Below are 25422 nucleotides of genomic sequence, written 5' to 3'. Positions count from 1 at the left end.
GCCGTTCACGTTCCCGTACCTCAGTGGTCGCACGCCCACGACGCGGCGGCCGTCGCCGTCTCCGCCTGGGTGCGTAGTGCACGTACCGCCTCTGCCGGGTCGTTTGCCCCGTACACCGCCGAACCTGCCACAAAAACGTCGGCTCCGGCGTCCGCGCACCGTTCGATCGTCGACGCGGAAACTCCACCGTCGACCTGGAGCCACAGCTCCAGTCCGTGCTTGCTGATCAACTCCCGGGTGCGGCGGATCTTCGGCAGCATGATGTCGAGGAACGCCTGACCTCCGAAACCGGGCTCCACCGTCATGATCAGCAGCATGTCCAGCTCGGGGAGCAGGTCCTCGTACGGCTCGATGGGCGTGGCGGGCTTGAGCGCCATGGAGGCGCGGGCGCCCTTGGCCCGGATCTCCCGCGCGAGCCGCACGGGCGCGGCGGCGGCCTCCACGTGGAAGGTGACGGAGGAGGCACCCGCTTCGACGTACTGGGGTGCCCACCGGTCGGGGGCCTCGATCATCAGATGGCAGTCCAGCGGGGTGTCCGTAGCACGGGCCAGTGACTCTACGACCGGTACACCGAGCGTGAGGTTCGGGACGAAGTGGTTGTCCATGACGTCGACGTGGAGCCAGTCGGCGCCTTCGACCGCCTTCGCCTCGTCCGCGAGGCGGGCGAAGTCGGCGGACAGGATGCTGGGGTTGATCTGCACGGCCATGCCCCAAGCGTGCCATGCCCTGGCGGGGTGGGCCGACCGGGGTTGGGGCCGCTGTCGTCCGGCTGCGGGCCGGTGGGGGCCGGTGGGGGCCGGCCGCGCAGTTCCCGCGCCCCTACGGGCGCTGCCCAGCCGTGCCACTGGGGCGATACCCGGCCCCGTGCCCAGGTGCGAGCCACGGATCAGGAGGCGCGATCGGGTGCGGAGACCGCCTCCGGTCACGGGGGTGTGGTGGGGACGACACTCGCTGTCAGGCCCTTCACGAACCTCAGGACATCACCCGCACGAAGGCGTGTCGCCTCGTTCGGCTCCAGGCCGCTCCCGTTCAGCGTCGTGATGTTGGTCCGCCCGACGTGCCTGATCCAGTTCCCGGCCGGATCCGACCAGATGACGGCGTGGACTCTGGACAGATTGCGGTAGTCCTGGCCGGCCCAGCGGCCGTACTCCGCCAGGCGCTCCGCGAACCGCCCCGCCTCGGCCGTCGAGCGGCCCACGACCAGCGGAACGTCGGTGACCGGAAGCGTTTCCCAGGGGAATCTCACGGACAGTGCCTGACGTTCGGGGACACCGGGCTGCCGGTGCGCCAGGGTGGCGCCGTGCACGAGGCACTCCCCGTCGATGAGTTCCAGGTCGCAGCCCGATTCTGGGCAGCAGACCATTGGTCCCGCCCCGGTGGGCGAGGGCGTCGGCTGCGGAGGCGGTGCCGCGGGCGCCCGCCGCAGGAATTCCCCGCACTGGGCGCAGAGGGAGCTGTCACCCGGTTCCGCGCACCCACGGGGACAGATCATGGCCGCCATGTCACACCGTCCAGCATCACACCGCGCTGCGCCAGGGCCCTCTGGATCCGCGCCGGATCTCCCGGGCGAGGAACGCCGATGACGTACACCCGGTCCGACTCCACCTGGAACTGGAGCTCGCCCGGGGCGTCCGGCGCCGGTTCCGTGCCGGTCCAGGGTCCGTACCGTTCCCGCCCCAGTGCGGTGAGTGGAATCAGACGCTGGTTGGCGGAGCCGCGCCATCGGCCTCCGCCGGCCTCCGCCGCCCGGTACGGCCCCGTGACCAGGCCGTCCAGGAGGCCATACGCCGCCGGGCAGCGAGCAGCGAACTCGGCCTCCTCCAGTCCCGTCCAACACAACAGGTCCCAGTGGTACCTCTCACGCCGTTCGGCCAGTCCGTTCAGCAATTCGCCGAGTGCCTCGGGCTGCTCGGAGGGCTCGCCGCCACTGAGGGACACCCCGTCGACCCCGTCCGCGGCGTGGCCCTCGCACCAGTCGAGCACCGAGCGGACCGGTACCGCGTGCTCGGGCCCGGCCGACCAGGTGTCACGGGACAGACACCCTGGGCAAGCCAAGGAACAGCCCTGGGTCCAGATGCCGAGCCGGATGCCCGGCCCCAATGCGGTCACCGGATGGTGCAGCCGTGCGATGCGAAGGTTCACTCCGTGACCACTTTCCAGTTCTGCCCGTCCGGCAGCAGGCCCGTGATCCGCAGGACCTCTCCGTGCCGCCGCGGACGCAGGAACAGCTCCCGTGCCAGTGGGTTGACGAGGACCGCCTCCACCTCGGAGACGATGCCGCGCCCGCCGTTGCGCAGGTCGTAGGTGGCCAGCTCACGCACGTGGTCCCGCGCGTCGTCCGTCAGTTCGACGGTCACGCCGTGCACCCTCCGGACCGTTTCGACGACGCGTTCCACGGACCGGTCTGCGATCTGTTCGGTCACCGGCGACCGCAGGAAGTCGAAGACGACGACGTTCTGCTGAATGCGGTTGTACAGCTCGGGCCGCCCGAGGAGGTAGCGGAAGTACACCTGGAGGTGTTCGCGCACCTTCTTCTCGATGTCCTCGAGGTCCTCGTCCGGGGTGACGTTCTCCGTGGGCTTGCCGTCCTCGTCCACGGTGATGACACCGAGATTGGTGGTGAACACGAGCAGGGTCTCGGTGAAGTACACCGTCGCGCCACGGCCGTCGGTCAACCTTCCGTCGTCGAGGATCTGCAGGAACTTGTCCATCAGGCGCGGGTGCGCCTTCTCGATCTCGTCGAACAGGACGACCCTGAAGGGCTGCTCGCGAATGCCGTTGGTGAGTTCGCCTCCGGCGTCGTGGCCGACGTATCCGGGCGGTGCTCCGATCAGCCGGGCCTCCGAGTGCTCGGCGGAGAATTCGCTCATGTCGAAGCGCAGGTAGGCCTGCTCGTCGCCGAACAGCAACGCGGCGAGAGCCTTGGCCAGCTCCGTCTTGCCCACCCCCGTGGGGCCCGAGAAGAAGAGCACACCTCGGGGCTTGGTGCCCGTGCCCCCGGTCTGGGCGCCCGCCAGGCCGGTGACCGACCTGGCCACGATGTCCACCGCGCGCCGGACGGCGTCCGGCTGGCCCAGCACCCGCTGGCCCAGCGCCTCCTCGGCATGCGCCAGCCGCGTCCGGAGCAGCGGATGCTGCCAGGGGTTGTCCGGAACGCCCACCCGGAAGGTGCGCACGGCGTCCTCGATCCGGTCCGCCGGAATGCCGGCGGCCCGCGCCAGCTCGACGACGTCCCGCATCTGCCGCAGCCGCATGCCGTGTGTGGCCTCGGCGAACCGCGAGGCGAGCATGGCCCGCTCCGCCGGGTCGGCCGGGGCGTGCAGCATCCGCGGAGCGTACTCGCGCGCGGCACGCTGCCGGGTGCTCAGATCCGGCTCAGGTACCACGGTGACCCGCAGTGTGTGGTTTCCGGTGGTGAACCAGCTGGGCAGGTCGTTGACCCGGTCCAGCACCCAGAAGATCACTGGATAGCCCGCCGCGGAGGGGATGGCCTGGTAGGCCAGCCGGTCCGCCACGGAGAGGAAGAGCCGTTCCTCCGAGGTGGCCTGCTCCCCGGACAGGAGGCGGGAGGCGTCCGTGACGATCAGGGCGACGGGCGGCTCGGGCGGCGTACGACCGGCCACCGCCGTCACCACGTTGCGCAGCTGTCCCAGAGAGAGATGGTGATGAAGTTCCACCTCGGCCACGCGCAGCACCTCGCTCATGGCTTCCGGACACCCCTGTTCCGGCCACAACTGGCGCAGTCCCTCACCGCCCGCCGTGGTCAGCACCGCGGCGTAGCCTCGCGCCGACAGAACTCCGGCCAGCACCTCCGCCAGCCCCATGTAGCGCGGCCTGCCGTCGAGTTCCGGATCGGGGAGCAGATACTGGTCGTGCACGTTGCCGGTCAGCAGAATCTGCGGGTGGGCGCTGACCGCGAGTTCCACCTCCCGTACCCAGGCGGGCAGTGGCTCTGAGCCGTCGTCCGCCGGGCCGGAATCCTTACCGGCGATGTGAGTGTCGTACGCGGTCATGCTCCGGCCTCCCTCTCTCGCTGCCTGCCCTGTGCCTTCTCGCGTATCGGAATGAGCCCCGCGCCCACCCGGGGCACGGGTACGGTCCCCGGTTCCCGCAAGTCGCCCTCCCCCAGTTCGACTTGCCGGGCGCGCAGCAGGGCGGTCAAAGTGGTGTGCTGGGCGCAGAACGCCTTCTGGGCGCGCAGGTCCGCGCTCCCTCCGCCGTCGGCCCCGACGTCCCGAACGACGATGTGCTGGAGTGTCGAAGTCCCGCGGTCGAAGAGCACCTTGAGGCCGTATCCGGGCTCGTCGGGTAGAGCGGCATAGGCCGTCCCACGGTCAGCGAGAACCGTCTCGAACCCCTCGTCGACCTGATAGTCCAGGTCGGCGAGAACCTGTGCCAGCGCCTGGGCGGTGATCCTGCGCCGTCGCTCGGTGTCCGTCTCCCGGACGGCCGCGTCGACAGCGGCGACCAGATCGGGCGGCACCTGGGGGCGCCCCTGGTCGATCACCGCCGTGAGCCGCGAGGCCAGGGGCGCCGCGCGGTCGCCGGGCACGTCCTCCAGCCGTGCGACGAGCGCCGCCGCTTGCTCTGCGGCCAAGTCCACGAGTCGCTGCTCACGGACGGCCCGCGCGGTGTTCTCCTCCAACGCCGCGAGCGCGAGTTCGGCCGCTGCGGCGCCCTCGGCCTCCACTGCCTGCCGGGCGTTCCTCAGACAGCGCTCCCGTACCGGGGCCGGTACCCCGGCGGGCAGCCGGGTCGTCAACTCGGCGGCCCGTCGTGCGATCTCGCTGCGCCGTGCCGTTGTCTCGGCTTGTTCGATGGCACGACGGCGTTCGATCTCCGCCGTGTCAGGGCCGCTCGGTGCCGCGTCGGGGCGGCGCGACACGCGGGGTGCCGGGCGGTGGGCCAGCGCGGTCAGCTCGGCCAGGAAGGCTTCCTTCACCTCCCCCTTCAAGACCCGCCGCGCGCCCTCGGTCTCGGCGGTGAGCACGGCCGTCGCAGCTTCCAGCTGGTCCGCCGTGGCCCGTTCGGGTAACTCCGCCACACGTCGCAGCGCGGTCACCCGCCTGCCGTGGGCGGCTCGGCAGGCTGCCGTCTCGGCCGCCAGTCTCGTGTGCCGCAGGACCGCCTGCCGATAGCGTTCACGCGCGGCCCTGCGCCTGCGTGCCTCGATCTCCTCGGGTGTCTCCACCCGGTACGACGCCGATCCCATCGAACTCATGCCCACCTCCTGGCTGTTCCTGGCCACATACCGCAACCGACCGCCCGACGGCGGGATTTCTGCGCCTGCACCGGGCCATTACGGGGCACGGCCCCGAGGCCCCCGCCCCTCACCACAGTTTCTGGGGCGCGGCCGTGAGAAAGCCGGGCACCACGGGCCAGTTCTTGACCAGTCCGATGACAAGCAGTGCGACAGCCAGCACGACCGCGGCCCTCAGCCACCACAGGGTCTGGTCGCCGGACACCGGCTTTGGTCGGCGGTTCGCCAGGTTGACCACGACCCCGATGAGGAGCGCCACGGCAACCGCCACCCAGCAGGCGGTCGCTCCCGGCCGGTCCTTCGCCTGACCGTCCAGGTCGAGCAGCAGAGACCTGAAGTCGGCTCCGGGCAGATACGGGAACCGCACATCACGCTGGTGACCGTGCCACAGAGCGAGCGCCGCGAGGGCCCCCGTGAGCACGGTGAGCACGCCACCCCACACGGCTGCGGGGCCGGGCCGCCGCTGGCGCATCAGCACGGCCAGCAGCGCTGCCGCGATCGGTACGGCCAGCGTGTACTGCAGATCAGCGGCGAGCCCGGCGTACCTGCCGGGGGAGGCCGCGGGTTTGTCGCCGCCCAGCATCAACCAGGCGACGGCTGCCACGTACAGCGCCGCCAGCGCGGCCGTGAACAGCGCGGCGCTCGTGGCCACGTCGCCAAGGACTCCGAGGGCTTCGGTACCCGTCCGGCCCAGCACGGCCATGGTCTGTTTGTGCCGCTGCTCGGTGCGGCCGTCGGGGTCTCTCAGCTTCGTGCCGCCGTCGCCTTCGGCGACCGTGACCAGTGCGTCGGCGACGATCAACAGCCCGAGCGAACCACGCTCGCGGACCGCCCGCCGCGACAGCTCCATCCACCAGGTGCAGGCCTTGAGCGAGCCGTTGAACCGGCGCAGTCGGCTCAGCCGCCGGCTGAGCCGCCGTCCGGTGGCCGGGTCGAGCGCACCGCGCAGGCACAGGATGTGCAGCGACTTGTTGTTGCCCATCGTGAGCAGCGCGTCGGCCAGGTCCCCGCCGGGCGTCGCCGTCGACCTGAGATCCGCCAGGGTCCGCCGCACCTCCTCCGCCACCGCGGGCAGTTCGTCGGCCGCCGCGGCGAGGACCCGGCAACGGGCGCCGCAGCGTTCGTGACCTGGGCGGCCCGTGGTCGTACAGGCGTGGGCGGCGAAGACCTCGATGAGTTCGGGGGACACCACCGCCATCACGGCCTGGTCGTCCCTGGCCTGCGAAGCGGCCAGCTCCGACAGGCCGGCCGCGTCCATCGGGCGGCCCGCGAAGCGTGGCGCTGCCTGCGGGTGGACGCTTGCCCGGAAGGAGGCCATCCGGACGGCCGCGGACCGCGGGTCCTCCACCGGTTCCGCCACCAGCTCCGCCGGGATGCCATGGCCGTTGAACTCCTGCTGAAGCCAGTCGCGCAGCCTGGTCAGACGTCTCGCGTCCTGGAAGTTCCGCAGTACGTCGGTCCAGGCTTCCGCGGCCATGGCGTCCGCCACCTGGTCCACCGTGTAGAGGCGCTCGCCGGCCAGCCAGTAGGGGGCGCGCGACTCCCCGGTGGCTCCTTCCCCGTACACCTGGGGACTTCCGCCGCGCAGCCAGGTGGTGACCTGTTCGTATCCCCAGCGCCTCTCGGGCGTCCGGGTGAGCAGCCCCTGACAGAGCATGTGCCATCGGGGGTCCGCGACCCCGTCGAGGTCGACCGGGTGCGTGGTGAGGTGCTCGTGCAGCGCCAGCGGATTGGCCCAACCGCCGTCGACCGAGTTGGGGTTCCTGCCGGTGAGCATCTCCACCACCAGGATGCCGAGCGCCCACCAGTCCTGGGTGACGCTCCGGCTCGCCCTGCGGAACGTCTCAGGTGCCTGATACGACGCGCTGCCCGCGGCGTGGTCCGTGTGCCGGGTGTGGCCCGCTTCGGCAACCATGCCGAAGTCGGCGAGCACCGCTTCGAGCGGTCCCTGCTCGCTGCGCAGCAGGACGTTCGCCGGCTTCAGGTCTCGGTGTGCCGCGCCGCGCCGCTCCCCGACGACGAGTTGGGTGTGCAGGTGGTGGAGTGCCTCGGCCAGTTGCGTGAGCAGGAGCCGCACCTGTTCGGGGGCGATGGGGCCGTCGCGCCTGAGAAGGTCGGCCAGGGAGCCGCCGGCGGCGTACTCCAGCACTTCCCAGGACCACTGGTCCCCGAACTGGTCGACCGTGACGCCGTGGTCGAGGAGGCGTACGACATGCCGGTGCCGCGTGTCATGGAGGGCTCGCATGACGTCGTCGTTGCGGCGGATCGACTGACGGTAGATCTTGATGACGACGAGGGAGCCGTCGCTGATGTCCTCTGCCAGCAGTACGCGGTGCGCCTCGCCTCCCGCACCGAGCGATCGCTGGGACTTGTAGCGGTCCAGGAGGTCCTGATCCACGGGAAGCCAGTTGCCGCCCGGTGGACCGGACCCCGGCTCCGACGCATCCATCCTGCGCGTGTCGAAGCGGGTGCTCTCAGCGGAGTCGGTGGAGTCCCTGCGGGTGCCCCCGTCGGCCGGTCCTGTCCCGTCACGGCGCGTGAGATCGTCGTCCTGGTTGTCCGAGGTGCCATCCGTGTCAGGGATGTACTCCCACGCCTCGTCCCTTCCTTGGAACTCCGACGGTTCGGGCGTCCCCGACTCACCCGATAAGTCGCTCATATACACCTCTGTGGCGCTGTATTCAGACAATCTTGCGCGCACTCTAGCGGGTGCCGCGGGTCCGCAGTACCCCGCTGGGCGAATATGGGGACTGCCGCGCGATCTGTCGAAGCCGCCCGCGTGAAAGCGGTGCTACGGCACACTGAGGTACCCGATGTCCGACATCACCCTACGGTCTGGGCGGCGGTGTGTACGGAGGGGCGACCAATCCGTCCGCCAGGGACGCAAGGGCTCGACGCCCGGACCGCGACGGGGACGACGTGAGCGGAGCAGGTGTGGATCTCGAACGACTGCCCATCGAGGCCGTGCCCTGTGATCAGGTGCCGGAACTGCTCCGCCGGGCGGAGGCCGCCATGCCCGGCCCCAACGCCAGCCGCCAGCGGCTTGCGGTCGCGCTGTCCAAGCTGTTCGCCGCCCGCCTCGCGATGTTCCGCTGCTCGGGTGATCGCACCCACTGGCAGTTGGCGGTCGACACCGGCCGTGAGGCGCTCAGGAAGGTGCCGCGTGGCCACGAGGACCAGCGGGACCTGGCGGCCAATCTCGCCAACTGCCTCACCTACGCGCGCACCGAGGAAGCACTGGACGAGGCGATCCGGCTGCTGGAGGGCATCCTTCCGGGACTGCGCGCGGGAAGCGGTGAACACGCCACCTTGACCGGTGAGCTGGGGCTCGCGCACTACCAGCGCTATGAACTCGGCAACCGTGTGAGCGACCTGGAGAGGTCCTTCGCCCTGCTCAGCGAGGCACTGGCCGGTCCACGCCCCACCGGCGACGAGCGGGCCCCGCTCACCATGGGGTTCGCCCTGACGCTGCTCGAGCGATCACGCCGTGCGGGCACTGATCCGGCGGAGGCGGATCGAGCGGTCACGCTCCTGGAGGAACTCGTCCGCCAGGGTGCGGGCCGCGGCATCGTGGGCTTCGAGGCGGTGCTGCGCACCAATCTGGAATCCGCGCGCCAGGAAGTGGCCCGGCGGTCGGGTGACCCCAGGGCCTTGGACCACTTGCCGGAACTCGACGCGGACCCCGCCGCGTTGCTCCCCGGGCTCGGCGCGCAGGGCTCGCCGCAGACCCTGTCGGCGCTGCGCTCGGTGCTGTCCGCCGCAGCCGTCGGCAGGCTCTCGGAGACCGACCGCGCCATCCGGCTGAACGAGAGTGCCCTGACCGGGATGGGCCGCCGGGATCCCTCGCGCGCTCCCTTGCTGACCAACGCCGCTCACGACCGTCTTGCCCGCGCCCACCGGCGTCGGCGCGCGGACCCCGACGGCGCCGACCGGGACGTCCTGCGCGCCGAGGAACAGGCCCGCGAGGCGGTCGAGGTCGCCGTCGGCGTGCACGTCGCCGGAGCGCGGGTGCTGCTGGCCCAGTGCCTGACGCAGCGCTACGTGGAGGTCCGGCCGCGCCGCTCGCGCGACCTCGACGAAGCCGTTCGGCTGTTGGAAGGCGTGCTCGGCGGGGCGCTCGGCCGTGCCGACATTCTCCCCGCAGCCCGCGCCCGCTACGCCGACGCGCTCCTGCTGCGCGCCCTCCGCGACCATCGCGTCGAGGATCTGGACCAGGCGTGCACGTTACGGTCCGAGGTCGTACAGCGCAAAGCGCCCGGCACGCTGGAGCGTGCGCATGCCGGCGCCGCGCTGGCGCAGGCCCTCATGGTGCGGGCGGACTCCACCGGTCTGAGCGACCAGCAGGCGGAGGCCACCGGGCAGTACCGCACCACGGTGCGCGGCCTGGAGCCCTTCATGCCGCGTGCCGCCCTCGACTCGGCTCGTGAATGGGCCCACTGGGCGTGGCAGCACGGCCGGATACGGGAAGCGGGCGAGGCCTACGACTGGATGCTCGCGCTGACGCACCGCGTGACGGTCGCCCAGACGAGCCGTGCGGACAAGGAGACCGTACTCACGGACGCGTCGGAGGCCGGCAGCCGGGCCGCCTACGCGCACGCCCACTCCGGGGACTTCGCCGGGGCCGTCACCGCTCTGGAGTCGGTACGAGCCGTGGTGCTGGCCGAATCCCTGGAACGCGAGGAATTCGCCCTCGACGCCCTGCGCGATGTCCGACCGGACCTGGCCGACCGGTACCGGTCGGCGGTCACCCGGCTGGACCGGGCCACGCACTCGATGTTCTCGGACGACGTGTGAAGGACAAGGACGGGAGGAGCATGCCGTACGACGAGATGGAGGAGCTCCGGGCTGCGCGGCGGGAGCTGGACCTGGTGGTCGAGGAGGTCCAGCGAGTGCCAGGCTTCGAGACCTTCCTCGCTCCGCCCACGGTCAGGGAGGTCGGAACGGCGGCCCAGGACCGTCCTCTGGTGTACCTCTCGGCGTCGGAGGCCGCCGGGACCGGCTTGCTGGTGCGCGGCGAGCGCATCGAACACGTACCGCTCCCGGCTCTGACCGCACACGCGTTGCGCCTGCGTACGGAGGCCTACCTGACGGCCCATCGGGCTGACAAGCGCCATGGCACCGCCGACTGGCGTGCCGTCCTGGACGACATCACCGGTTGGCTCTGGGACGCGGTCATGGGCCCCGTACTCGATCGCATGACGGACGACACCGCTGCCACCCTCGTCGCGGGTGGGCTGCTCGGACTGCTGCCGTTGCACGCCGCATGGACGCCGGACACCGCCCGGCCGACGGGCCGCCGGTACGCTCTCGATCACCTCGTACTCGCCTACACACCGAACGCCCGTGCTCTGAGTACCGCGCGTGAGCTGGCCGCCATGCGTCCGGTGGAGCGGCTGGTCACGGTGGCCGATCCGCCCAGGTCGCCGGCCGGCAGCCGACTGGGCTACGCACGGTCCGAAACGCTCGCCGCCGAGGCGGCCTTCCCCGGCGGCAGCGAGTTCGTCGGGGGACCGGGCGCGGACGCCCGCACCGTGACGGCGGCGCTGCACGGCGCCGACGTCGTCCATCTGGCCTGCCACGGCAAGGTGGATCTGGTGGAGCCGCTCAACAGTCACCTGCTGCTGGCGGGCACGGACCAGCTGACACTGCGAGACCTCCTGACTGTCCGGCTCCGGCTGCGGCTGCGGCTGGCGGTCCTGTCCGCGTGCGAGACCTCCGTACCGGGAGGACGGCTGCCCGACGAGGTGGTCTCGCTCCCCACCGGTCTGCTGCAGGCCGGAGTCGCAGGGGTGCTGGCCTCGCTGTGGGAGGTCACGGACGTGGCGACGGCCATGCTGATGACGGAGTTCTACCGAAGATGGCGACACACGGACGGTGTCACCTCGCCGTCGGAGGCGCTGGCCGGGGCACAGGTATGGCTCCGCGACACCACGAACAGCGAGAAGCTACGGTGTTACGAGGACGCGGAACGACAGCGCGCCGCATGGCTTCCGACACAGAGTGGCCAAGGGTTCCGGCTGGCACTGCACATGTCGGGGGCCCCGACGGAGCGCTCATACGCGCACCCCGACCTGTGGGCGGGCTTCGCCCACGTCGGGGCGTGACGGCGCGGGGCGCACATGGGACCCGGACGGTACGGGTAGTCACCGGATGCCGTGGACGCAGGGCAAAATTCGGGGGGCTGCGATGGGATACGGGGCGCTGCCGGGTTTCTTCGACAAGTACAGCAGGCGGGCACGGCTGCGGCCGCTGCTGATCGCTCTGCTGCCGGTCGCGCTGCCGGTGGCGGTCGCGCTTCCCGCGCTGCCCGGCGCCCAGACAGTCTGGGCCCTGCTGGTGTGCAGTGGTCTGCCGCTCTGCGCCGATCAACTGGGCCGCAGCAGGGGCAAGCGCATCGAAGAAGGCCTGTTCCGGTCCTGGGGCGGGAAGCCGAGCGTGCAGTTGCTCCGGTGGCGTGGTCCCAACGACCGTGTCCGGCTGGCTTTTCTGCACGAGGCGCTCCAGCGTGTCGTCGGGCCTACCCTGCGACTACCCGACGAACTGGAAGAACAGCACGATCCCGAGAGCGCCGACCGAGTCTACGACGCCGCCGGTCTGGTCCTGCGCGCCCGAGCGCGTGCGCTGCCGGGTGCAGTGCTACTGCTGGACCAGAACTGCGAGTACGGGTTCCGGCGCAACGCGCTTGGGCTGCGCCCCTATGCCCTGTCAGTGACGGTGGCGGGTCTGGTCGCCGTCGCCGCCTGGCTCGCGGCGCCCGAGGGATGGTGGGGAAGGCCGGCCACGTCCCTCGTCGTCCTCCTCGTCGTCCTGGAGGCCGGGCTGGTCGGCTTCTGGGCCTTCCTGGTGCGCCCGTCGTGGGTGGCGACGGCTGCCTGGCTCTACGCCGAGCGACTACTGGAGACCTGCGTCGTCACCGACACCGGACCGCCGCCGCCCGCGAACTGAGCGGCGCCGTGCCAGGTGGACCGCGGCTCCTGTCAGGTCATGCCTCGGGTGACCTCGCCGTTCTCGATGACGACGGTCATACCTTCCGCACCGTCCGCCGGGTACTCGGTGCGCAGTCCCAGCGAACGCAGCGACTCTCCGTCGTAGCGCAGTGTGCTGGGCGAACGGTGGTTGAACCAGAAGGTGGTGTGCGCCCCTCCGGCGTCGGGTACCCGCTGGGGCCCTTGCGCCAGGATGCGTGCGACCGCCTCCGGGCTCGGGTGCGTGGAGCGTCCGGACGCCCATCTCCTGGCGTGCCCGCGCCCACCGTTGGTGCAGAAGAGCCAGTGTCGGCAGTCCAGGGCACGGACCAGAGCGGGGCTGACGTTGTGGGCGCTGCCGTGGTGCGGCACCTTGCAGAGGGCGACCGGGTATCCGCCGCCGTGCCACAGCCGCCGCAGGGCGGGGACCAGTGTCTCGGCATGGGCGTCGGCGCCGAACAGCACCCGGCTGCCGTCCCGGTGCTCAGCGAGGAAAGCGATGCTGGAGCCGTTGGCCTCGCTGCGGTCCCTACGGTACGGCCGCGCGGCCAGCTCCGGCAGGCTCGTGGCGTCGAGTCGCGCGTCTTCGGCGGCGCCGAGGACGTCGCCCGGCCCCCGGGCGGTGGGGCGGGTGCTCCTCCAGGTCTTGCGCAATGCCCGCAGGCCTGACCGGGTGGGCGAGAGAAGCGTGAGCGTCAGGCCGCCCGGGAACGCGAAGGCGGGCGGCGGACGCCCCTCATCGGTGGCAATCGCAGCGCCTCCTCTGCGGGTGTTCCAGGGGAGACGCTTACGTCGCAGCAGTTCCGCGAACTCGTTCGCGGCGTGCACGCCCAAGGTGTCGTCCGCGCCAAGATGGTGGTCCGCGTTGAACCACACTTCTTCCGTGGTGAATCCGGCCGGAGGAGCAGCCATCAGCGGGAGCAGGCCCGTGATGTGGTCGTCGTCGATGTGAGTGGACACGACCAGCTCGAAATCCCGTTCGCCCACCGGCTGCCGCGCGAACCGGGCGGCCAGCCCTTGGGCCAGGGCGTTCCGCCGTCCGGGGCCGCCGTCGATGAGCATGCGTCGCCGGCGCGGTCCGTCGTCCCACTCGATCCACAGGCAGTCGCCGTGCTCGGCGCTCAGAGCCTCGACCACGATCACCGGGGCACCTCCAGAGTCGCATCGCCCTGCCCCATCGCCGTGTACACCAGACCGAGAAGGTTGCGGTGCTCGCACACCAGCTCCCGACGAGTGTCGTGGAGGGCTCCGCGCATGGTGTGCCCGGCCAGCAGGCGGTCGAAGAAGCGGCGTGCCCATTGCGCGCCGAACTCCGCCGGGACATCCGTTTCGGTGCAAACGACCCCCCTGGCGCCTCTGCTGACGAAATAGGGGGGAAAGCCGGCCCGGCCCAGGGTGTCCGGCATCGTGGACATGCAGACGTTCAGCACCACCAGGGGCGAACCGCGCAACGGGGTGTCCGCCGGCACGTCGTGCATGAGGTCCCTCAAGGACACGTGTCGGCCCCCGGTGAAGACGAGGGACACGTCGTCCGGATCGTCCTCTTCCCCCTGTTCGAGATGGCAGTAGAAGTACCAGAGGGCGTAAGGGTCTTCCCCGGCGAGGGCCGCCGCCACCCGGTCCCGGTCGTCGACAACCTCGGCTCGGGTGGCGAGGCCCTGCCTCCAGTACGCCGTCTGGTCCGCCACCAGGGTGCGCGCCCTGGCGGTGTCCGGTCGGTCGATGTCGGTGTTGACGGCGACGAGCGCCGGTGAGCGCGAGCCTGGCGCAGTGGTCGCGGCTTCGCCGCGCGCCCCGTCGGCGCCGCTGCCCGGCTCTCCGCGGAATCGGCATCCGGGCCGGGCGGTGACCACGTCGACCTCGCACGCCAGGCCGAGCAGCCGGGTGGGTGAGAGCTCGGCATCGAGGCAGTAGTCCGTCACATACATCAGGTGCCAGGGCAGGCTCAGTTCCGAGGAAACGATCTCGACGCGGGGCAGCGCCCCGGCCTGTGCCTCGTCCACGGTTCTGATCAGCATGTCGCCGAGTTCACGGAGAGCCGCACTGCCGCCGTTGGGCCGGAACAGTCCGCGGAAGAGGTCGGTCCCCGACCGTGCCACTGCCCGTAGACCGGTCCGATACACCGGCTCCGGAATCTCCAGATGCTTCTCGTAGACGCGGCCGTCCGAACCGGTCAAGAGAGTCTCGAAGGACGCGCGTGCCCTGCGGGCGAGGATCTCCAGTTCCTTCGACCGGTGCGGCAGGACGACGACAGGGTTGTACCCGGACCGGTCGTCCACCAGCATCCGATGCACCTCACCCTCGGACACCAGGGTGATCCTCAGGTCCGCCGGACGCGCTGCCGCGCGCCCCGTTCCGCGCGGCAGCAGGGTGCACTGTTCGACGGGTCCGTCGGGATGGAGGGTCAGAGGCAGCAACTGGAACAGCAGGCCGTCGGGTCCGTTCACTCTGGCCAGGACCACGGTGGGCTGGTCGGCCCGCAGAAAGGTGATGTCGAAGGAGGCTCCCGGCAGGTCCCGGGCGAGGTCGGGAACCTCACTGAAGACCGGCAGCCGCTGCCGCACAGGACGGATGGACACATGCGCGGCCTCGGCGTACACGTCCACGTGCAGCCAAGCCGTCTCGGCGGCGTCGGACGCGGTCGCCCCTGGCCAGGCGGACGAGAATGCGAACGGATGGGCGAGACGGTCCACTTGCAGGTGCAGGGTACGGGTGTGCGACAGGTTGTCGGACGTGGGAGCGTCGAGCCGGGCGTCGATCCACCGTTCCCACGGTGCGCTCGCCAGCAGTCTGCACACGGCGGCCAGATCGACGCCGTCCTCGGTCGACCGTCGTCCGGCGAGGAAGGCGGGACTCAACAGATCACGGACGCCGGAGTACGGAGCAAGGAGGATCAGCAAGCGCTCGGCACAGGCGATCCGTTCGTCATCGTCGCCGGCATCGGCCAGTCGCCCGACCAGTTCCAGGGCCGAGGAACGGACCTTCGGCCAATCCCGACCTACCAGCAGAGGTAATCGCGGCCATAGGGCGGCCAGTTCGACCATGGCGTCCTGCGCGGTCACCCGTCCCCTCTCTTCCGGCTCAGTGGCGGGGCGGTTCATCGTATGCCACCCGTACCGACCGCGGACCGAGTCCACTCTCGCCACGGATCTCAAGACATCCTGGCACCGGACGACGACGGCAGCATCGATTCCCGGAGCAGAGGCCAGTGGCGAGGCGAGACCTGGATGCCTCCGGTCGGCCCGCCAGAAGGGTTGCCCAGAAGAGCGGCTCGCGCGGCGTGCCCTGGAGAGCCGTCGGCAGAAGCCGAGAGCTTCGGGGAATCTCCCCCGGCTGTCCCGATCCGGATGAACGGTGCGAGCTCCCCGTTCCGACCCTTGCCTCACAGAGGGACGTCGGCGTTGAGCCTCAGCCGGTCCGACGGATCAGCGCCAGGTACATCGCGTCCGTGCCGTGCACGTGCGGCCACAGCTGCACGTCGGGACCGTCGGCCAGGTCCGGCACTCCCGGCAGCAAAGGCCGCGCATCCAGCAGCTCGGTATCCGGCCGCTGCTTCAGCACGTCCTGGACCACCGCCCGCGTCTCCGCCAGGTGCGGGGAACACGTGGCGTACCCGACCACCCCGCCCACCCGGACCGAGTCGATCGCGGTACGCAACAACGCCCGCTGCAGCGGGCCGAAGTTGTCGAGGTCCTCGGGACGGCGCCGCCACCGTGCCTCCGGGCGGCGCCGCAGCGCGCCCAGGCCCGTGCAGGGGACGTCCATCAGGACCCGGTCGAAGGTGCCGGCGCGCCACGGCGGCCGGGTGCCGTCGGCGGCGATGACCTGGTACGGCCCCAGGTTGCCGTGCAGCGCCTTCTCGACCAGCCCGGCCCGGTGCGGCTGCTTCTCGGAGGCGAGCAGCACCGCGCCCCGCTCGGCGGCGAGCGCGGCGAGCAGCGCGGCCTTGCCGCCGGGTCCGGCGCAGCCGTCGAGCCACTTCGCGTCCGGCCCCTCGACCGGCGCGTTGGCGAGCGCGAGGGCGACCAGCTGGCTGCCCTCGTCCTGCACCCCGGCCCTGCCCTCCCGCACGGCCGTGATGGCACCGGGCTCACCGCCCTCGGCGAGCCGCACGGCGTACGGCGACCAGCGCCCCGCCACGGCGGCCTCCTCACCGAGAAGTTCCTCGGTGGTGGCCCGGCCCGGCCGGGCGACCAGCGTCACCTCGGGCCGCTCGTTGTCGGCGGCCAGCAGTTCCTCGATCCCGGCGCGTCCGCCCCCCAACGAGTCCCAGAGCGCGGAGACGACCCACCGCGGATGCGAGTGCACGACGGCGAGGTGGTCCTCGGGGTCCTGGTCGTACGGGGGTGCGACCTTCGCGATCCAACCGTCGAGATCGTCCTGCGCGACCTTGCGGAGCACGGCGTTGACGAACTTGGCGCGCCCGTCGCCCAGCACCACCCGGGCCAGCTCGACGGAGGCGGAGACGGCGGCGTGGCTGGGAATCCGCGTCCCGAGCAGCTGGTGCACGCCCAGACTGAGCACGTCCAGCACCGGCGGGTCCACCTCGCGCAACGGCCGGTCGACGCACTCCGCGATGATCGCGTCGTACGTGCCCTGCCGGCGCAGCGTCCCGTACACCAGCTCGGTCGCGAGCGCGGCGTCCCGCCCGTCGAACTTTTCGGGTCCCTCCTGCTCCCGGGCCTTGCGCAGCAGCGGCGGCAGCACGAGGTTGGCGTACGCGTCCCGCTCGTCCACGGCACGCAGCGCCTCGAAGGCGAGGATGCGGACGGGGTCCTTCTGGGGACGGCGGTATGGCTTGGCGGGCCTGCGTGGCCGCCGGGACTGCTCGCTCACGAAAAAGGTGCTCCGGGTACGGGAATGAGGCGACTCCCAGCGTACGCCGCGTACGCCGGAAAGCCGCTGGTGGGGAAGTCGGCGGGGAAAGGGCTCAGGCGCCGAGGGTCTCCCCGGCGCCGATGCGCACGCCACGCGCCCAGTCGGCGGCCCGCATCGGCTTCTTGCCCTGGGCCTGTACCCAGAGCAGTTCCACGGCGTACGACCCCGTCCCCACGTGCACGCTGTTCTTTCCGACGGCGACCTCGGCGGGCGCGAGGTCGGTCCGGTCGGGCACCGGCGTGACCTGGATGAGCTTGAGCCGCTCACCGCGGAAGGTGGTCCAGGCACCGGGGGCCGGGGTGCATCCCCGCACCACCCGGTCGACCCTCAGCGCCGGCGCCGACCACTCGATCTTCGCGTCCTCGACGGTGATCTTCGGCGCGAGGGTGACCCCCTCGACCGGCTGCGGTACGGCCTTGAGCGTGCCGTCCTCGATGCCGTCCATAGTCGCGGCGAGCAGCCCGGACCCGGCGAAGGCGAGCCGGGTCAGCAGGTCACCGCTGGTGTCGGTGGGCCGGATCTCCTCGGTGACGGTCCCATACACGGGCCCGGAGTCGAGCCCCTCCTCGATGAGGAAGGTGGAGGCGCCCGTGATCTCGTCGCCCGCCATGATGGAGTGCTGCACGGGAGCGGCCCCGCGCCAGGCGGGAAGCAGCGAGAAGTGCAGGTTGACCCAGCCGTGGACGGGCACGTCGAGCGCGACCCGGGGCAGCAGCGCGCCGTAGGCCACCACCGGGCAGCAGTCCGGCCCGATCTCCTTCAGCCGCTCCAGAAACTCCGGCTCGCGCGGCTTGAGCGGCCTCAGCACCTCGATGCCGGCCTCCATCGCCCGCTCGGCCACGGGCGAAGCGACCAGCCTGCGTCCCCGCCCGGCCGGCGCGTCGGGCCGCGTGACCACGGCGGCCACCTCGTGCCGTCCGGACGAGATGAGAGCGTCCAGAGCAGGAACGGCGACTTCGGGGGTACCGGCGAAGACAAGCTTCATGGGCGACTGAGACCCTCTCGAACGGCATCAACACGGGCAACAAACAAGTCTATGCCGGAACAACCGGCCCCCGCCCACGGCCAACGGACAACGCCCCCCAGGCCGCCGACCGCGAACACCCCCGCAGGTCACTCCACCGACTCGAAGGGGCGGCGCGCGGACGGGCAACAGGCGACAGCCGACGAACCCGCAGGCCGCAGGCCGCCGACGGCGAACGCCCCCGCAGGTCCGCTCAACCTCTCTGTCGACTCGGGCGGGTGGTGCGCGGGTGGGAGAGCTCTCCGGTGGTGCAACCCCCGCCGCACGGCGTACGCATATGCCCATACGCCCCCACACCGTGACCAGCGGAGCGCCCACGCGTTGGTCAAGAGAGAGTTGACCACAACGGGCCGCAACGCGGCCCATTCCTTTCAACGCCGGTTCGAGAGGCTTGTTCATGGCCGACCACGCAACCCACGACGCCCAGGCCCGGGCCAGCCTGCACTTGCTGGTGCGGGACATCGAGCGGGTCCGCCGCCAGGTGGACGCACTCCGCACGCTCACCGCCCAGTTGGGCAACGTATACCGCCCGCGCCGCTCCGGCCCGTCCACGGGCTTCGTCGTCTACGGACGTGCCCCCGCCCCGACGGTCCGGCTCGCCCAGGAACTCCGGGACAGTGTCGAAACCCTGGTCACGGCCGCCGTGGACTTCGACCGTTCGCTCGGCTTCTCGTGGGATGCGGTGGGCTCCGCGCTCGGAGTCACCAAGCAGGCGGTGCACCGCCGTTACGGCGCCCGCCGCACCACGGCCCAGACGACGACGGCCACGGCCGACCCCGACCACTCCACGGAACCGTCGGGCACCCGCACGATCAACGTGGGCGGCGGTCTGCCCACGGTACCCACGGTCCCGGCCGCCCGCTCCATGCCGACCCAGCCGACCGCAGGCAGCCCCACCCTCCGCGACGAGGTCAGGCCGACGGCCTTCCCCGGCCCGCGCAACGGCTGACACGGAACGGCTGACACGGCACGACACACACGCAACGGCCGACGTCCGCAAGGACCGACCGGCATCACGGCTGACCTGAAGGGCCGACCGCCCGTTCCTGCCCTCCCGGCAAGCATCCGGGAGGGCAGCCGTCTGCCGTCGACTCACCCGATGTCCGGCGGATCGATCCGCACCCGAACGGCCTCCCCGTTCCCACTCCCCCCGCCGCTCCCGCTCCCGCGCGCCATCCGCGCCGCCTGAGCCGACTTCAGCGCGGCGGCGAGCGCCGCCCCGCTCCCCGGCGGCACTCGTACCAGCGCCCGCTCCCAGTGCTCCCCGGGCGGCGGCGCACCCGCCCGCCGGGGCGCCCCGGCCCGTGTCACGGGCACCGGAACCGGCCCCAACACCTCGGCATCCGACGGCAGTTCGGCCGTACCGAGGAACTCGGCGAGCGCCTCCGCCGTCCCCGACACCGCCGCCATCCGCGACACCGGCGGAAACCCCAGCTCCGCCCGCTCGGCCAGCTCCCGGACCGCGTGCCCGACGGGATCCCACCGCACCAGCGCCTGCACGGGCCGCAGCGTCGGCTCCGCGACGACGACCACGGTCCCGCCGTCCGCCTGTGGCCGCACCAGTGCCCCGGCCGCGATCCACCGGCGCAGCGCGTCCTCACCGGCCCGCAGGTCGGGCCGCCCGAGCATCGCCCAGCCGTCCAGCAGCAGGGCCGCCGCATAGCCACCCTCGGCGACCGGCTCCGCACCCGGTGTGCTCACGACCAGCGCGGGCGTCCCCGGCACGGTGTCCAGCACCTGCTCGCGCCCCGAGGTCCGTACGGGTACGGCGGGAAAGGCCCGCCCCAGCTCCTCGGCGGTCCGCCGGGCCCCGACCACCTGGGCCCGCAGCCGGAAGCCGCCGCACTCGGGACAGTGCCAGTCGCCCTCCGCCCGCCCGCACCACCCGCACTCCAGTGCTCCGGCGTCCCGCGCCTCCAGCGGACCGGCGCAGTGCCGGCAGCGCGCCGGCGCCCGGCACTGGGCGCAGGCCATCCGCGGCACATACCCCCGTCGGGGCACCTGCACCAGCACCGGCCCGTGCCGCAGCCCGTCCCGGACGGCCTGCCAGGCGAGTGTCGGCAGCCGGGCGGCCCGTGCGGCCTCGTCCCGGGCCAGGTCCCCGTCCCCGACCGTCCGCACCAGCGGCGCGGCCCCGCGCACCTGTTCCCGCCCCGCCACCAGGGGCCGCGCCCAGCCGTTCTCCACGAGCTGCGCGGCCTCCACCGTGCAGCTCCAACTCCCGAGCAGAAAGGCGCACTTGTCCAGGGCCGCCCGCAGGAGCAGCACATCCCGCGCATGCGGCTGCGGCGCGTGCTGCTCGCTGTGGCTGTCGTCCCCGTCGTCCCAGATCACGACGAGCCCGAGATCCCGCACGGGCGCGAACATGGCCGCCCGCGTCCCGACGACGGCCCGCACCGACCCACGGCTGACCGCGAGCCACTGCGCGTACCGCTTCTCGGGCCCGGCGTCGGCCGTGAGCAGCGCGTGCCGGCCTTCGCCCAGTACCTCGGTCAGCGCGGCATCGACCCGCGCCGCGGCCCGCCCGTCCGGTACGACGACGAGCGCGCCGCGTCCCGAGGCGAGCGTGGCGGCGACGGCGCGGGCGATCTCCTCGCTCCACCCGGGTCCCGGCAGCGCGTTCCACACTGCGCGCGGCGCGCCGCCGGAGGCCAGCGACTCGACGAAGGCGGCCCCGTGCTCGTACCGCGACCAGCTTCCGGCGCCCGGCACGGGCGGCGGCGGCAGCGGCTCGGGCGACGGGCGCTTCTCGGCCCGCGCGCTGCGCGGCGGCACGGCAAGCTGCAGCACATCCGCGAGGCTCCCCGCGTACCGGTCGGCGACCGCGCGCGCGAGCCGCAGCAGTTCCTCGCTCAGCACCGGCTCGGGCGACACCACCTGGGCCAGGGCGGCGAGCGGTCCCGAGTAGTCGGACTCGGCGAGCCGCTCGACCAGGAACCCGTCGATGAGCCCTCCGCCCTCGCGGCGCCCGTCCCGCACCCGGTGCCGCCCGGCCCCGAACCGGACCCGGACCCGGACCCCCGGCTGCGCCTCCGCGTCCAGTTCGGCGGGGACGGCGTAGTCGAAGTACCGGTCGAGATGGAGCACGCCCTTGTCCACGAGCACCCGCGCGACCGGCAACCGCTCGGCCAGCGCGGCCCCTCGCCAGGTCCGCGGCTTGGCCCGCGGCGCCCTGGCCTCCCGCACGCTCTCCCGGATGAGCGCGAGCTGCTCCGGCGGCGCCCCTCCGGCGCCGCCGCCCCCCTGCCCGTTCTCGCTGCTCACCCTTGCATTCTTACCAAACGCCACTGACAGCCGACGCCGCCCGAGTCCCCTCGGGCGGGCGGCCCGCATCTCCCGAGATCAGTCCGGCAGCGGTCGGAACACCAGTTTCACCGCGCGCCATATGCGCACTCCACAGAAGTAACCACGGCCGTCGCACCGGGAGGGCCTCACCGTACCGATCACGCCTTCCCGGCGACCAGCCGATTTCCGCGGTACCCGGGACGGTCTCCGCGCCTCCGGTTTCCCCGGACACGCCGAGGCCCGGCTCCCCGTGGGGGAACCGGGCCTCGGCGGTGGATTTCCGGGGGTGTCAGAGGCCCGCGGCCGTGCGCAGGGCGTCCACGCGGTCCGTGCGCTCCCAGGTGAAGTCGGGGAGCTCGCGGCCGAAGTGGCCGTACGCGGCGGTCTGGGCGTAGATCGGGCGGAGCAGGTCGAGGTCGCGGATGATCGCGGCCGGGCGGAGGTCGAAGACCTCGTCGATCGCCTTCTCGATCTTCTCGTGGTCGATCTTGGCGGTGCCGAAGGTCTCGACGAAGAGGCCCACCGGCTCGGCCTTGCCGATCGCGTAGGCGACCTGGACCTCGCAGCGGGCGGCCAGGCCGGCGGCGACGACGTTCTTCGCGACCCAGCGCATGGCGTAGGCGGCCGAGCGGTCGACCTTGGACGGGTCCTTGCCGGAGAAGGCACCGCCGCCGTGGCGGGCCATGCCGCCGTAGGTGTCGATGATGATCTTGCGGCCGGTCAGGCCGGCGTCGCCCATCGGGCCGCCGATCTCGAAGCGGCCGGTCGGGTTGACCAGCAGGCGGTAGCCCTCGGTGTCGAGCTTGATGCCCTCGTCCAGCAGCGCCTTCAGCTCCGGCTCCACGACGAACTCGCGGATGTCGGGGGCGAGCAGCGACTCCAGGTCGATGTCGGAGGCGTGCTGGCTGGAGACCACGACCGTGTCGAGGCGGACGGCCTTGTCGCCGTCGTACTCGATGGTGACCTGCGTCTTGCCGTCGGGGCGCAGGTAGGGGATGGTGCCGTTCTTGCGGACCTCGGAGAGGCGCTTGGAGAGGCGGTGCGCCAGGAAGATCGGGAGCGGCATCAGCGTCGGCGTCTCGTCGGTGGCGTAGCCGAACATCAGGCCCTGGTCGCCGGCGCCCTGCTTGTCGAGCTCGTCCTCGTCGCCCTCGACCCGGTTCTCGTAGGCCGTGTCCACGCCCTGGGCGATGTCCGGGGACTGCGCGCCGATCGAGACCGAGACGCCGCAGGAGGCGCCGTCGAAGCCCTTCTTCGAGGAGTCGTAGCCGATCTCCAGGATCTTGTTGCGGACCAGCGTCGCGATGTCCGCGTACGTCTTGGTCGTGACCTCGCCGGCCACGTGCACCAGGCCGGTGGTGATCAGCGTCTCGACGGCGACCCGGGAGGTCGGGTCCTCGCGCAGAAGCGCGTCGAGAATGGTGTCGCTGATCTGGTCAGCGATCTTGTCGGGGTGACCCTCGGTCACGGACTCCGAGGTGAACAGGCGACGGGACACAACGCTCCCTGGGGTTGCAGCGGCTGCTGTCTGATCATTGGCGGACGACACGGGGGCTGCACCCGGGCACCGTCCGAGAACAGTTTATCGGTCGCACTCGGCCGCCGGCCTACCTGTCTCGACACTCGGAAGTGCTGTGACCTGCGGCACGGGCATTCTGCCCAATGGCCGGCGGCCTTGGCCAGAGCCCCCGCACCGCAATGTCGCGTCCGGGAAAGTTGACATATGGCCGAAATAAGTCAACCCAAACGGGCCGCCACCAGATCCCACACGATGTCGGCGAGGGCCTCCTTCGGCCCGTGCGGCACGGGCGTCTCGCTGCCGTCGGCCCCGAGCACCACGGCCTCGTTCTCCTCGGAGCCGAAGGTCTTGCGCTCGCCCACCTCGTTCACCACCAGCAGGTCGCAGCCCTTGCGCGCCAGCTTGGTCCGGCCGTTGGCGAGGACGTCGTCGGTCTCGGCGGCGAAGCCGACGATCACCTGTCCGGACCGCGCCCGGTCGGCCGAGATCTCCGCGAGGATGTCCGGATTCCGCACCAGGACGATCGGCTCCGGGTCCTGGCCGTCCTTCTTCTTGATCTTCCCGGCCGCGTAGACCGCGGGGCGGAAGTCGGCGACGGCGGCGGCCATCACCACGGCGTCGGCGTCGGCCGCCGCCTTCAGCACGGCCTCCCGCAGCTGTACGGCCGTACCGACCGGGACGATGTCCACGCCGGCCGGGTCGGGCAGCCCTGCGGTGTTCGCGGCGACCAGGGTCACTCTGGCCCCCCGGGCGGCGGCCGTGCGGGCGAGCGCGTAGCCCTGCTTGCCGGAGGAGCGGTTGCCGAGGAAGCGGACCGGGTCGAGGGGCTCGCGGGTGCCGCCGGCGGACACGACGACGTGGCGGCCGGCCAGGTCTGGCTCCGCCGCTCCTCTCCCGAGGACGCGGCGGCAGGCCTCGAAGATCTCCGCCGGGTCGGGGAAGCGCCCCTTGCCGGTGTCGACGCCGGTGAGGCGGCCGACCGCCGGCTCGATCACGACGGCGCCGCGGCGGCGCAGCGTGGCCACGTTCTCCTGGGTGGCCGGGTGCTCCCACATCTCCGTGTGCATCGCCGGGGCGAAGACGACCGGGCAGCGGGCGGTGAGGAGGGTGTTGGTGAGCAGGTCGTCGGCGAGGCCGTGGGCCGCCTTGGCGAGCATGTCGGCGGTGGCGGGGGCGACGACGACCAGATCGGCGTGCTGGCCGATGCGGACGTGCGGGACCTCCTCGACGTGGTCCCAGACCTCGGTGGAGACCGGGTTGCCGGAGAGGGCGGACCAGGTCGCGGCGCCGACGAAGTGCAGCGCGGAGGCGGTGGGCACGACCCGGACGTCGTGGCCCGACTCGGTGAACCTCCTCAGCAGCTCACAGGCCTTGTACGCGGCGATGCCGCCGCTGACCCCCAGCACGACCTTCGGCTTGCCCACCGGGCCTCCACTCGTCGAATCCATGACGCCATCACACACCACAGGCCCGGCAGTCGGCTGCCGGGCCTGTGGATAAGTCAACCGCAATACGAAAGTACTACCGCGAGTACCCGCGGTAGTACTACTGCACTACTACTGCGCCGGGCCCTCGATGGCCTCGGACGTCAGCAGACCCGCGTTGATCTCGCGCAGGGCGATGGAGAGCGGCTTCTCGTGGACGTGCGTGTCGACGAGCGGACCGACGTACTCGAGGAGGCCCTCGCCGAGCTGCGAGTAGTACGCGTTGATCTGACGGGCGCGCTTGGCCGCGTAGATCACGAGGCTGTACTTCGAGTCGGTGGCCTCGAGGAGCTCGTCGATCGGAGGGTTGATGATGCCCTCGGGCGCGGTGATGGAAGAGGACACGCTCTGCCTTCCGATGGATGGGAAAGATTCAGTCTGAATGATCAGCAACGATCACACAACGTCCATCAAGGCTAGCAGCTCGCGCGCCACGTCCTTGACAGAGGTGTTGACCAGGGTTTCGTCGAACTCGGGCTCGGCCGCGAGCTCGACCTTGGCCGCGTCCAGCCGCCGCTCGATCACCTCGGGCGCCTCGGTGCCACGCCCGGTGAGCCTGCGCACCAGCTCCTCCCAGGAAGGAGGCGCCAGGAACACCAGCCGGCCGTCCGGCATGGTCTCGCGGACCTGCCGGGCGCCCTGGAGGTCGATCTCCAGGAGGACCGGCACGCCGGCCTCCAGGTGTTCGAGGACCGCGGCACGCGGGGTGCCGTAGCGGTTGCCGGCGAACTCGGCCCACTCCAGGAGTTCGCCGTTGGCGATCAGTTTGTCCATCTCCTCGTCGGAGACGAAGAAGTAGTGGACGCCGTGCTTCTCGCCGGGGCGCGGCCTGCGCGTGGTAGCCGACACCGAGAGCCAGACCTCGGGGTGCTCCTTGCGCATATGGGCGACGACCGTGCTCTTGCCGACCCCGGAGGGGCCGGAGAGCACGGTCAGCCGCGGACGTTCGTCCGGGGGCTCGGGGGTCGTCCCCCGGAATGTTGCAGCCATGCAGCGATTATTCCAGC

The 25422-nt window shown here is 71.6% G+C and carries 19 protein-coding genes; 4 read left to right on the top strand and 15 right to left on the bottom strand.

Going from position 1 to position 25422, the window contains the following annotated elements; all coding sequences use genetic code 11:
* Positions 1–20: 20 nt before the first annotated feature.
* The 6 genes from rpe to AB0D74_RS14095 form a co-directional block, all read right to left on the bottom strand.
* Positions 21–707 (bottom strand): ribulose-phosphate 3-epimerase, encoded by a 687-nt coding sequence (gene rpe / locus AB0D74_RS14120; protein WP_362584867.1) that lies wholly within the window; start codon positions 705–707, stop codon positions 21–23.
* A gap of 215 nt (positions 708–922) precedes the next feature.
* On the bottom strand, positions 923–1306 hold the full coding sequence (locus tag AB0D74_RS14115) for an FHA domain-containing protein (protein WP_362584864.1): 384 nt from the start codon (positions 1304–1306) through the stop codon (positions 923–925).
* Positions 1307–1488: 182 nt separating this feature from the next.
* Positions 1489–2142 (bottom strand): 4Fe-4S single cluster domain-containing protein, encoded by a 654-nt coding sequence (locus tag AB0D74_RS14110; protein ID WP_362584861.1) that lies wholly within the window; start codon positions 2140–2142, stop codon positions 1489–1491.
* Positions 2139–4013, bottom strand: coding sequence for an AAA family ATPase (locus AB0D74_RS14105; RefSeq protein WP_362584858.1), 1875 nt, complete (start codon positions 4011–4013; stop codon positions 2139–2141). The genes AB0D74_RS14110 and AB0D74_RS14105 overlap by 4 nt, the downstream gene beginning before the upstream one ends.
* Entirely contained in the window at positions 4010–5221 is a 1212-nt protein-coding gene (locus tag AB0D74_RS14100) for a hypothetical protein (protein WP_362584855.1), read from the bottom strand. The genes AB0D74_RS14105 and AB0D74_RS14100 overlap by 4 nt, the downstream gene beginning before the upstream one ends.
* Before the next feature lie 109 nt (positions 5222–5330).
* The gene (locus AB0D74_RS14095; RefSeq protein ID WP_362584852.1) at positions 5331–7658 is read right to left on the bottom strand and encodes a serine/threonine-protein kinase; all 2328 of its coding nucleotides are present in this window, start codon (positions 7656–7658) and stop codon (positions 5331–5333) included.
* Between the two features lie 536 nt (positions 7659–8194).
* On the opposite strand from AB0D74_RS14095, the gene AB0D74_RS14090 reads away from it, so the two are divergent.
* From AB0D74_RS14090 to AB0D74_RS14080, 3 genes are all read left to right on the top strand, one after another.
* The gene (locus AB0D74_RS14090) at positions 8195–10054 is read left to right on the top strand and encodes a hypothetical protein (protein WP_362584849.1); all 1860 of its coding nucleotides are present in this window, start codon (positions 8195–8197) and stop codon (positions 10052–10054) included.
* A 20-nt stretch (positions 10055–10074) separates the two neighbouring features.
* Complete coding sequence (locus tag AB0D74_RS14085) at positions 10075–11364, top strand: CHAT domain-containing protein (RefSeq protein ID WP_362584846.1); 1290 nt, start codon at positions 10075–10077, stop codon at positions 11362–11364.
* An 82-nt stretch (positions 11365–11446) separates the two neighbouring features.
* Positions 11447–12205 carry a hypothetical protein gene (locus AB0D74_RS14080; protein ID WP_362584843.1) on the top strand — a complete coding sequence of 253 codons (759 nt, stop codon included), beginning with the start codon at positions 11447–11449 and terminating at the stop codon, positions 12203–12205.
* A 32-nt stretch (positions 12206–12237) separates the two neighbouring features.
* Here the strand turns inward: AB0D74_RS14080 and AB0D74_RS14075 are convergent, their stop codons facing one another.
* The 4 genes from AB0D74_RS14075 to fmt all read right to left on the bottom strand — a co-directional run bounded on the left by AB0D74_RS14075 (position 12238) and on the right by fmt (position 18088).
* Positions 12238–13368 (bottom strand): hypothetical protein, encoded by a 1131-nt coding sequence (locus AB0D74_RS14075; protein ID WP_362584840.1) that lies wholly within the window; start codon positions 13366–13368, stop codon positions 12238–12240.
* Positions 13365–15287 carry a CHAT domain-containing protein gene (locus tag AB0D74_RS14070; protein WP_362584837.1) on the bottom strand — a complete coding sequence of 641 codons (1923 nt, stop codon included), beginning with the start codon at positions 15285–15287 and terminating at the stop codon, positions 13365–13367. The genes AB0D74_RS14075 and AB0D74_RS14070 overlap by 4 nt, the downstream gene beginning before the upstream one ends.
* 346 nt (positions 15288–15633) lie before the next feature.
* On the bottom strand, positions 15634–17061 hold the full coding sequence (locus AB0D74_RS14065; protein WP_362584834.1) for a transcription antitermination factor NusB: 1428 nt from the start codon (positions 17059–17061) through the stop codon (positions 15634–15636).
* Between the two features lie 94 nt (positions 17062–17155).
* Entirely contained in the window at positions 17156–18088 is a 933-nt protein-coding gene (gene fmt, locus AB0D74_RS14060; protein ID WP_362584831.1) for a methionyl-tRNA formyltransferase, read from the bottom strand.
* Positions 18089–18524: 436 nt separating this feature from the next.
* Here fmt and AB0D74_RS14055 point away from each other — a divergent pair, with 436 nt between their 5' ends.
* Positions 18525–19076 (top strand): hypothetical protein, encoded by a 552-nt coding sequence (locus AB0D74_RS14055; protein ID WP_362584828.1) that lies wholly within the window; start codon positions 18525–18527, stop codon positions 19074–19076.
* 143 nt (positions 19077–19219) lie between these two features.
* On the opposite strand, the gene AB0D74_RS14050 is transcribed toward AB0D74_RS14055, so the two are convergent.
* The 5 genes from AB0D74_RS14050 to gmk all read right to left on the bottom strand — a co-directional run bounded on the left by AB0D74_RS14050 (position 19220) and on the right by gmk (position 25405).
* Entirely contained in the window at positions 19220–21391 is a 2172-nt protein-coding gene (locus tag AB0D74_RS14050; protein WP_362584825.1) for a primosomal protein N', read from the bottom strand.
* 310 nt (positions 21392–21701) lie between these two features.
* On the bottom strand, positions 21702–22910 hold the full coding sequence (gene metK / locus AB0D74_RS14045) for a methionine adenosyltransferase (RefSeq protein WP_362584822.1): 1209 nt from the start codon (positions 22908–22910) through the stop codon (positions 21702–21704).
* A 239-nt stretch (positions 22911–23149) separates the two neighbouring features.
* Positions 23150–24379: a bifunctional phosphopantothenoylcysteine decarboxylase/phosphopantothenate--cysteine ligase CoaBC gene (gene coaBC / locus AB0D74_RS14040; protein ID WP_362584820.1), complete on the bottom strand. Its 1230-nt coding sequence runs from the start codon at positions 24377–24379 to the stop codon at positions 23150–23152.
* A 108-nt stretch (positions 24380–24487) separates the two neighbouring features.
* A complete protein-coding gene (gene rpoZ, locus AB0D74_RS14035) occupies positions 24488–24760 on the bottom strand; it encodes a DNA-directed RNA polymerase subunit omega (RefSeq protein ID WP_005319902.1) in 273 nt (90 codons plus the stop codon).
* 51 nt (positions 24761–24811) lie between these two features.
* The gene (gmk, locus tag AB0D74_RS14030) at positions 24812–25405 is read right to left on the bottom strand and encodes a guanylate kinase (RefSeq protein WP_362584817.1); all 594 of its coding nucleotides are present in this window, start codon (positions 25403–25405) and stop codon (positions 24812–24814) included.
* Positions 25406–25422: the final 17 nt, after the last annotated feature.

It is taken from the genome of Streptomyces sp. NPDC048278 (assembly GCF_040652195.1).
Classification (GTDB): domain Bacteria; phylum Actinomycetota; class Actinomycetes; order Streptomycetales; family Streptomycetaceae; genus Streptomyces.
This window is presented reverse-complemented; position numbering and strand designations above follow the sequence as displayed.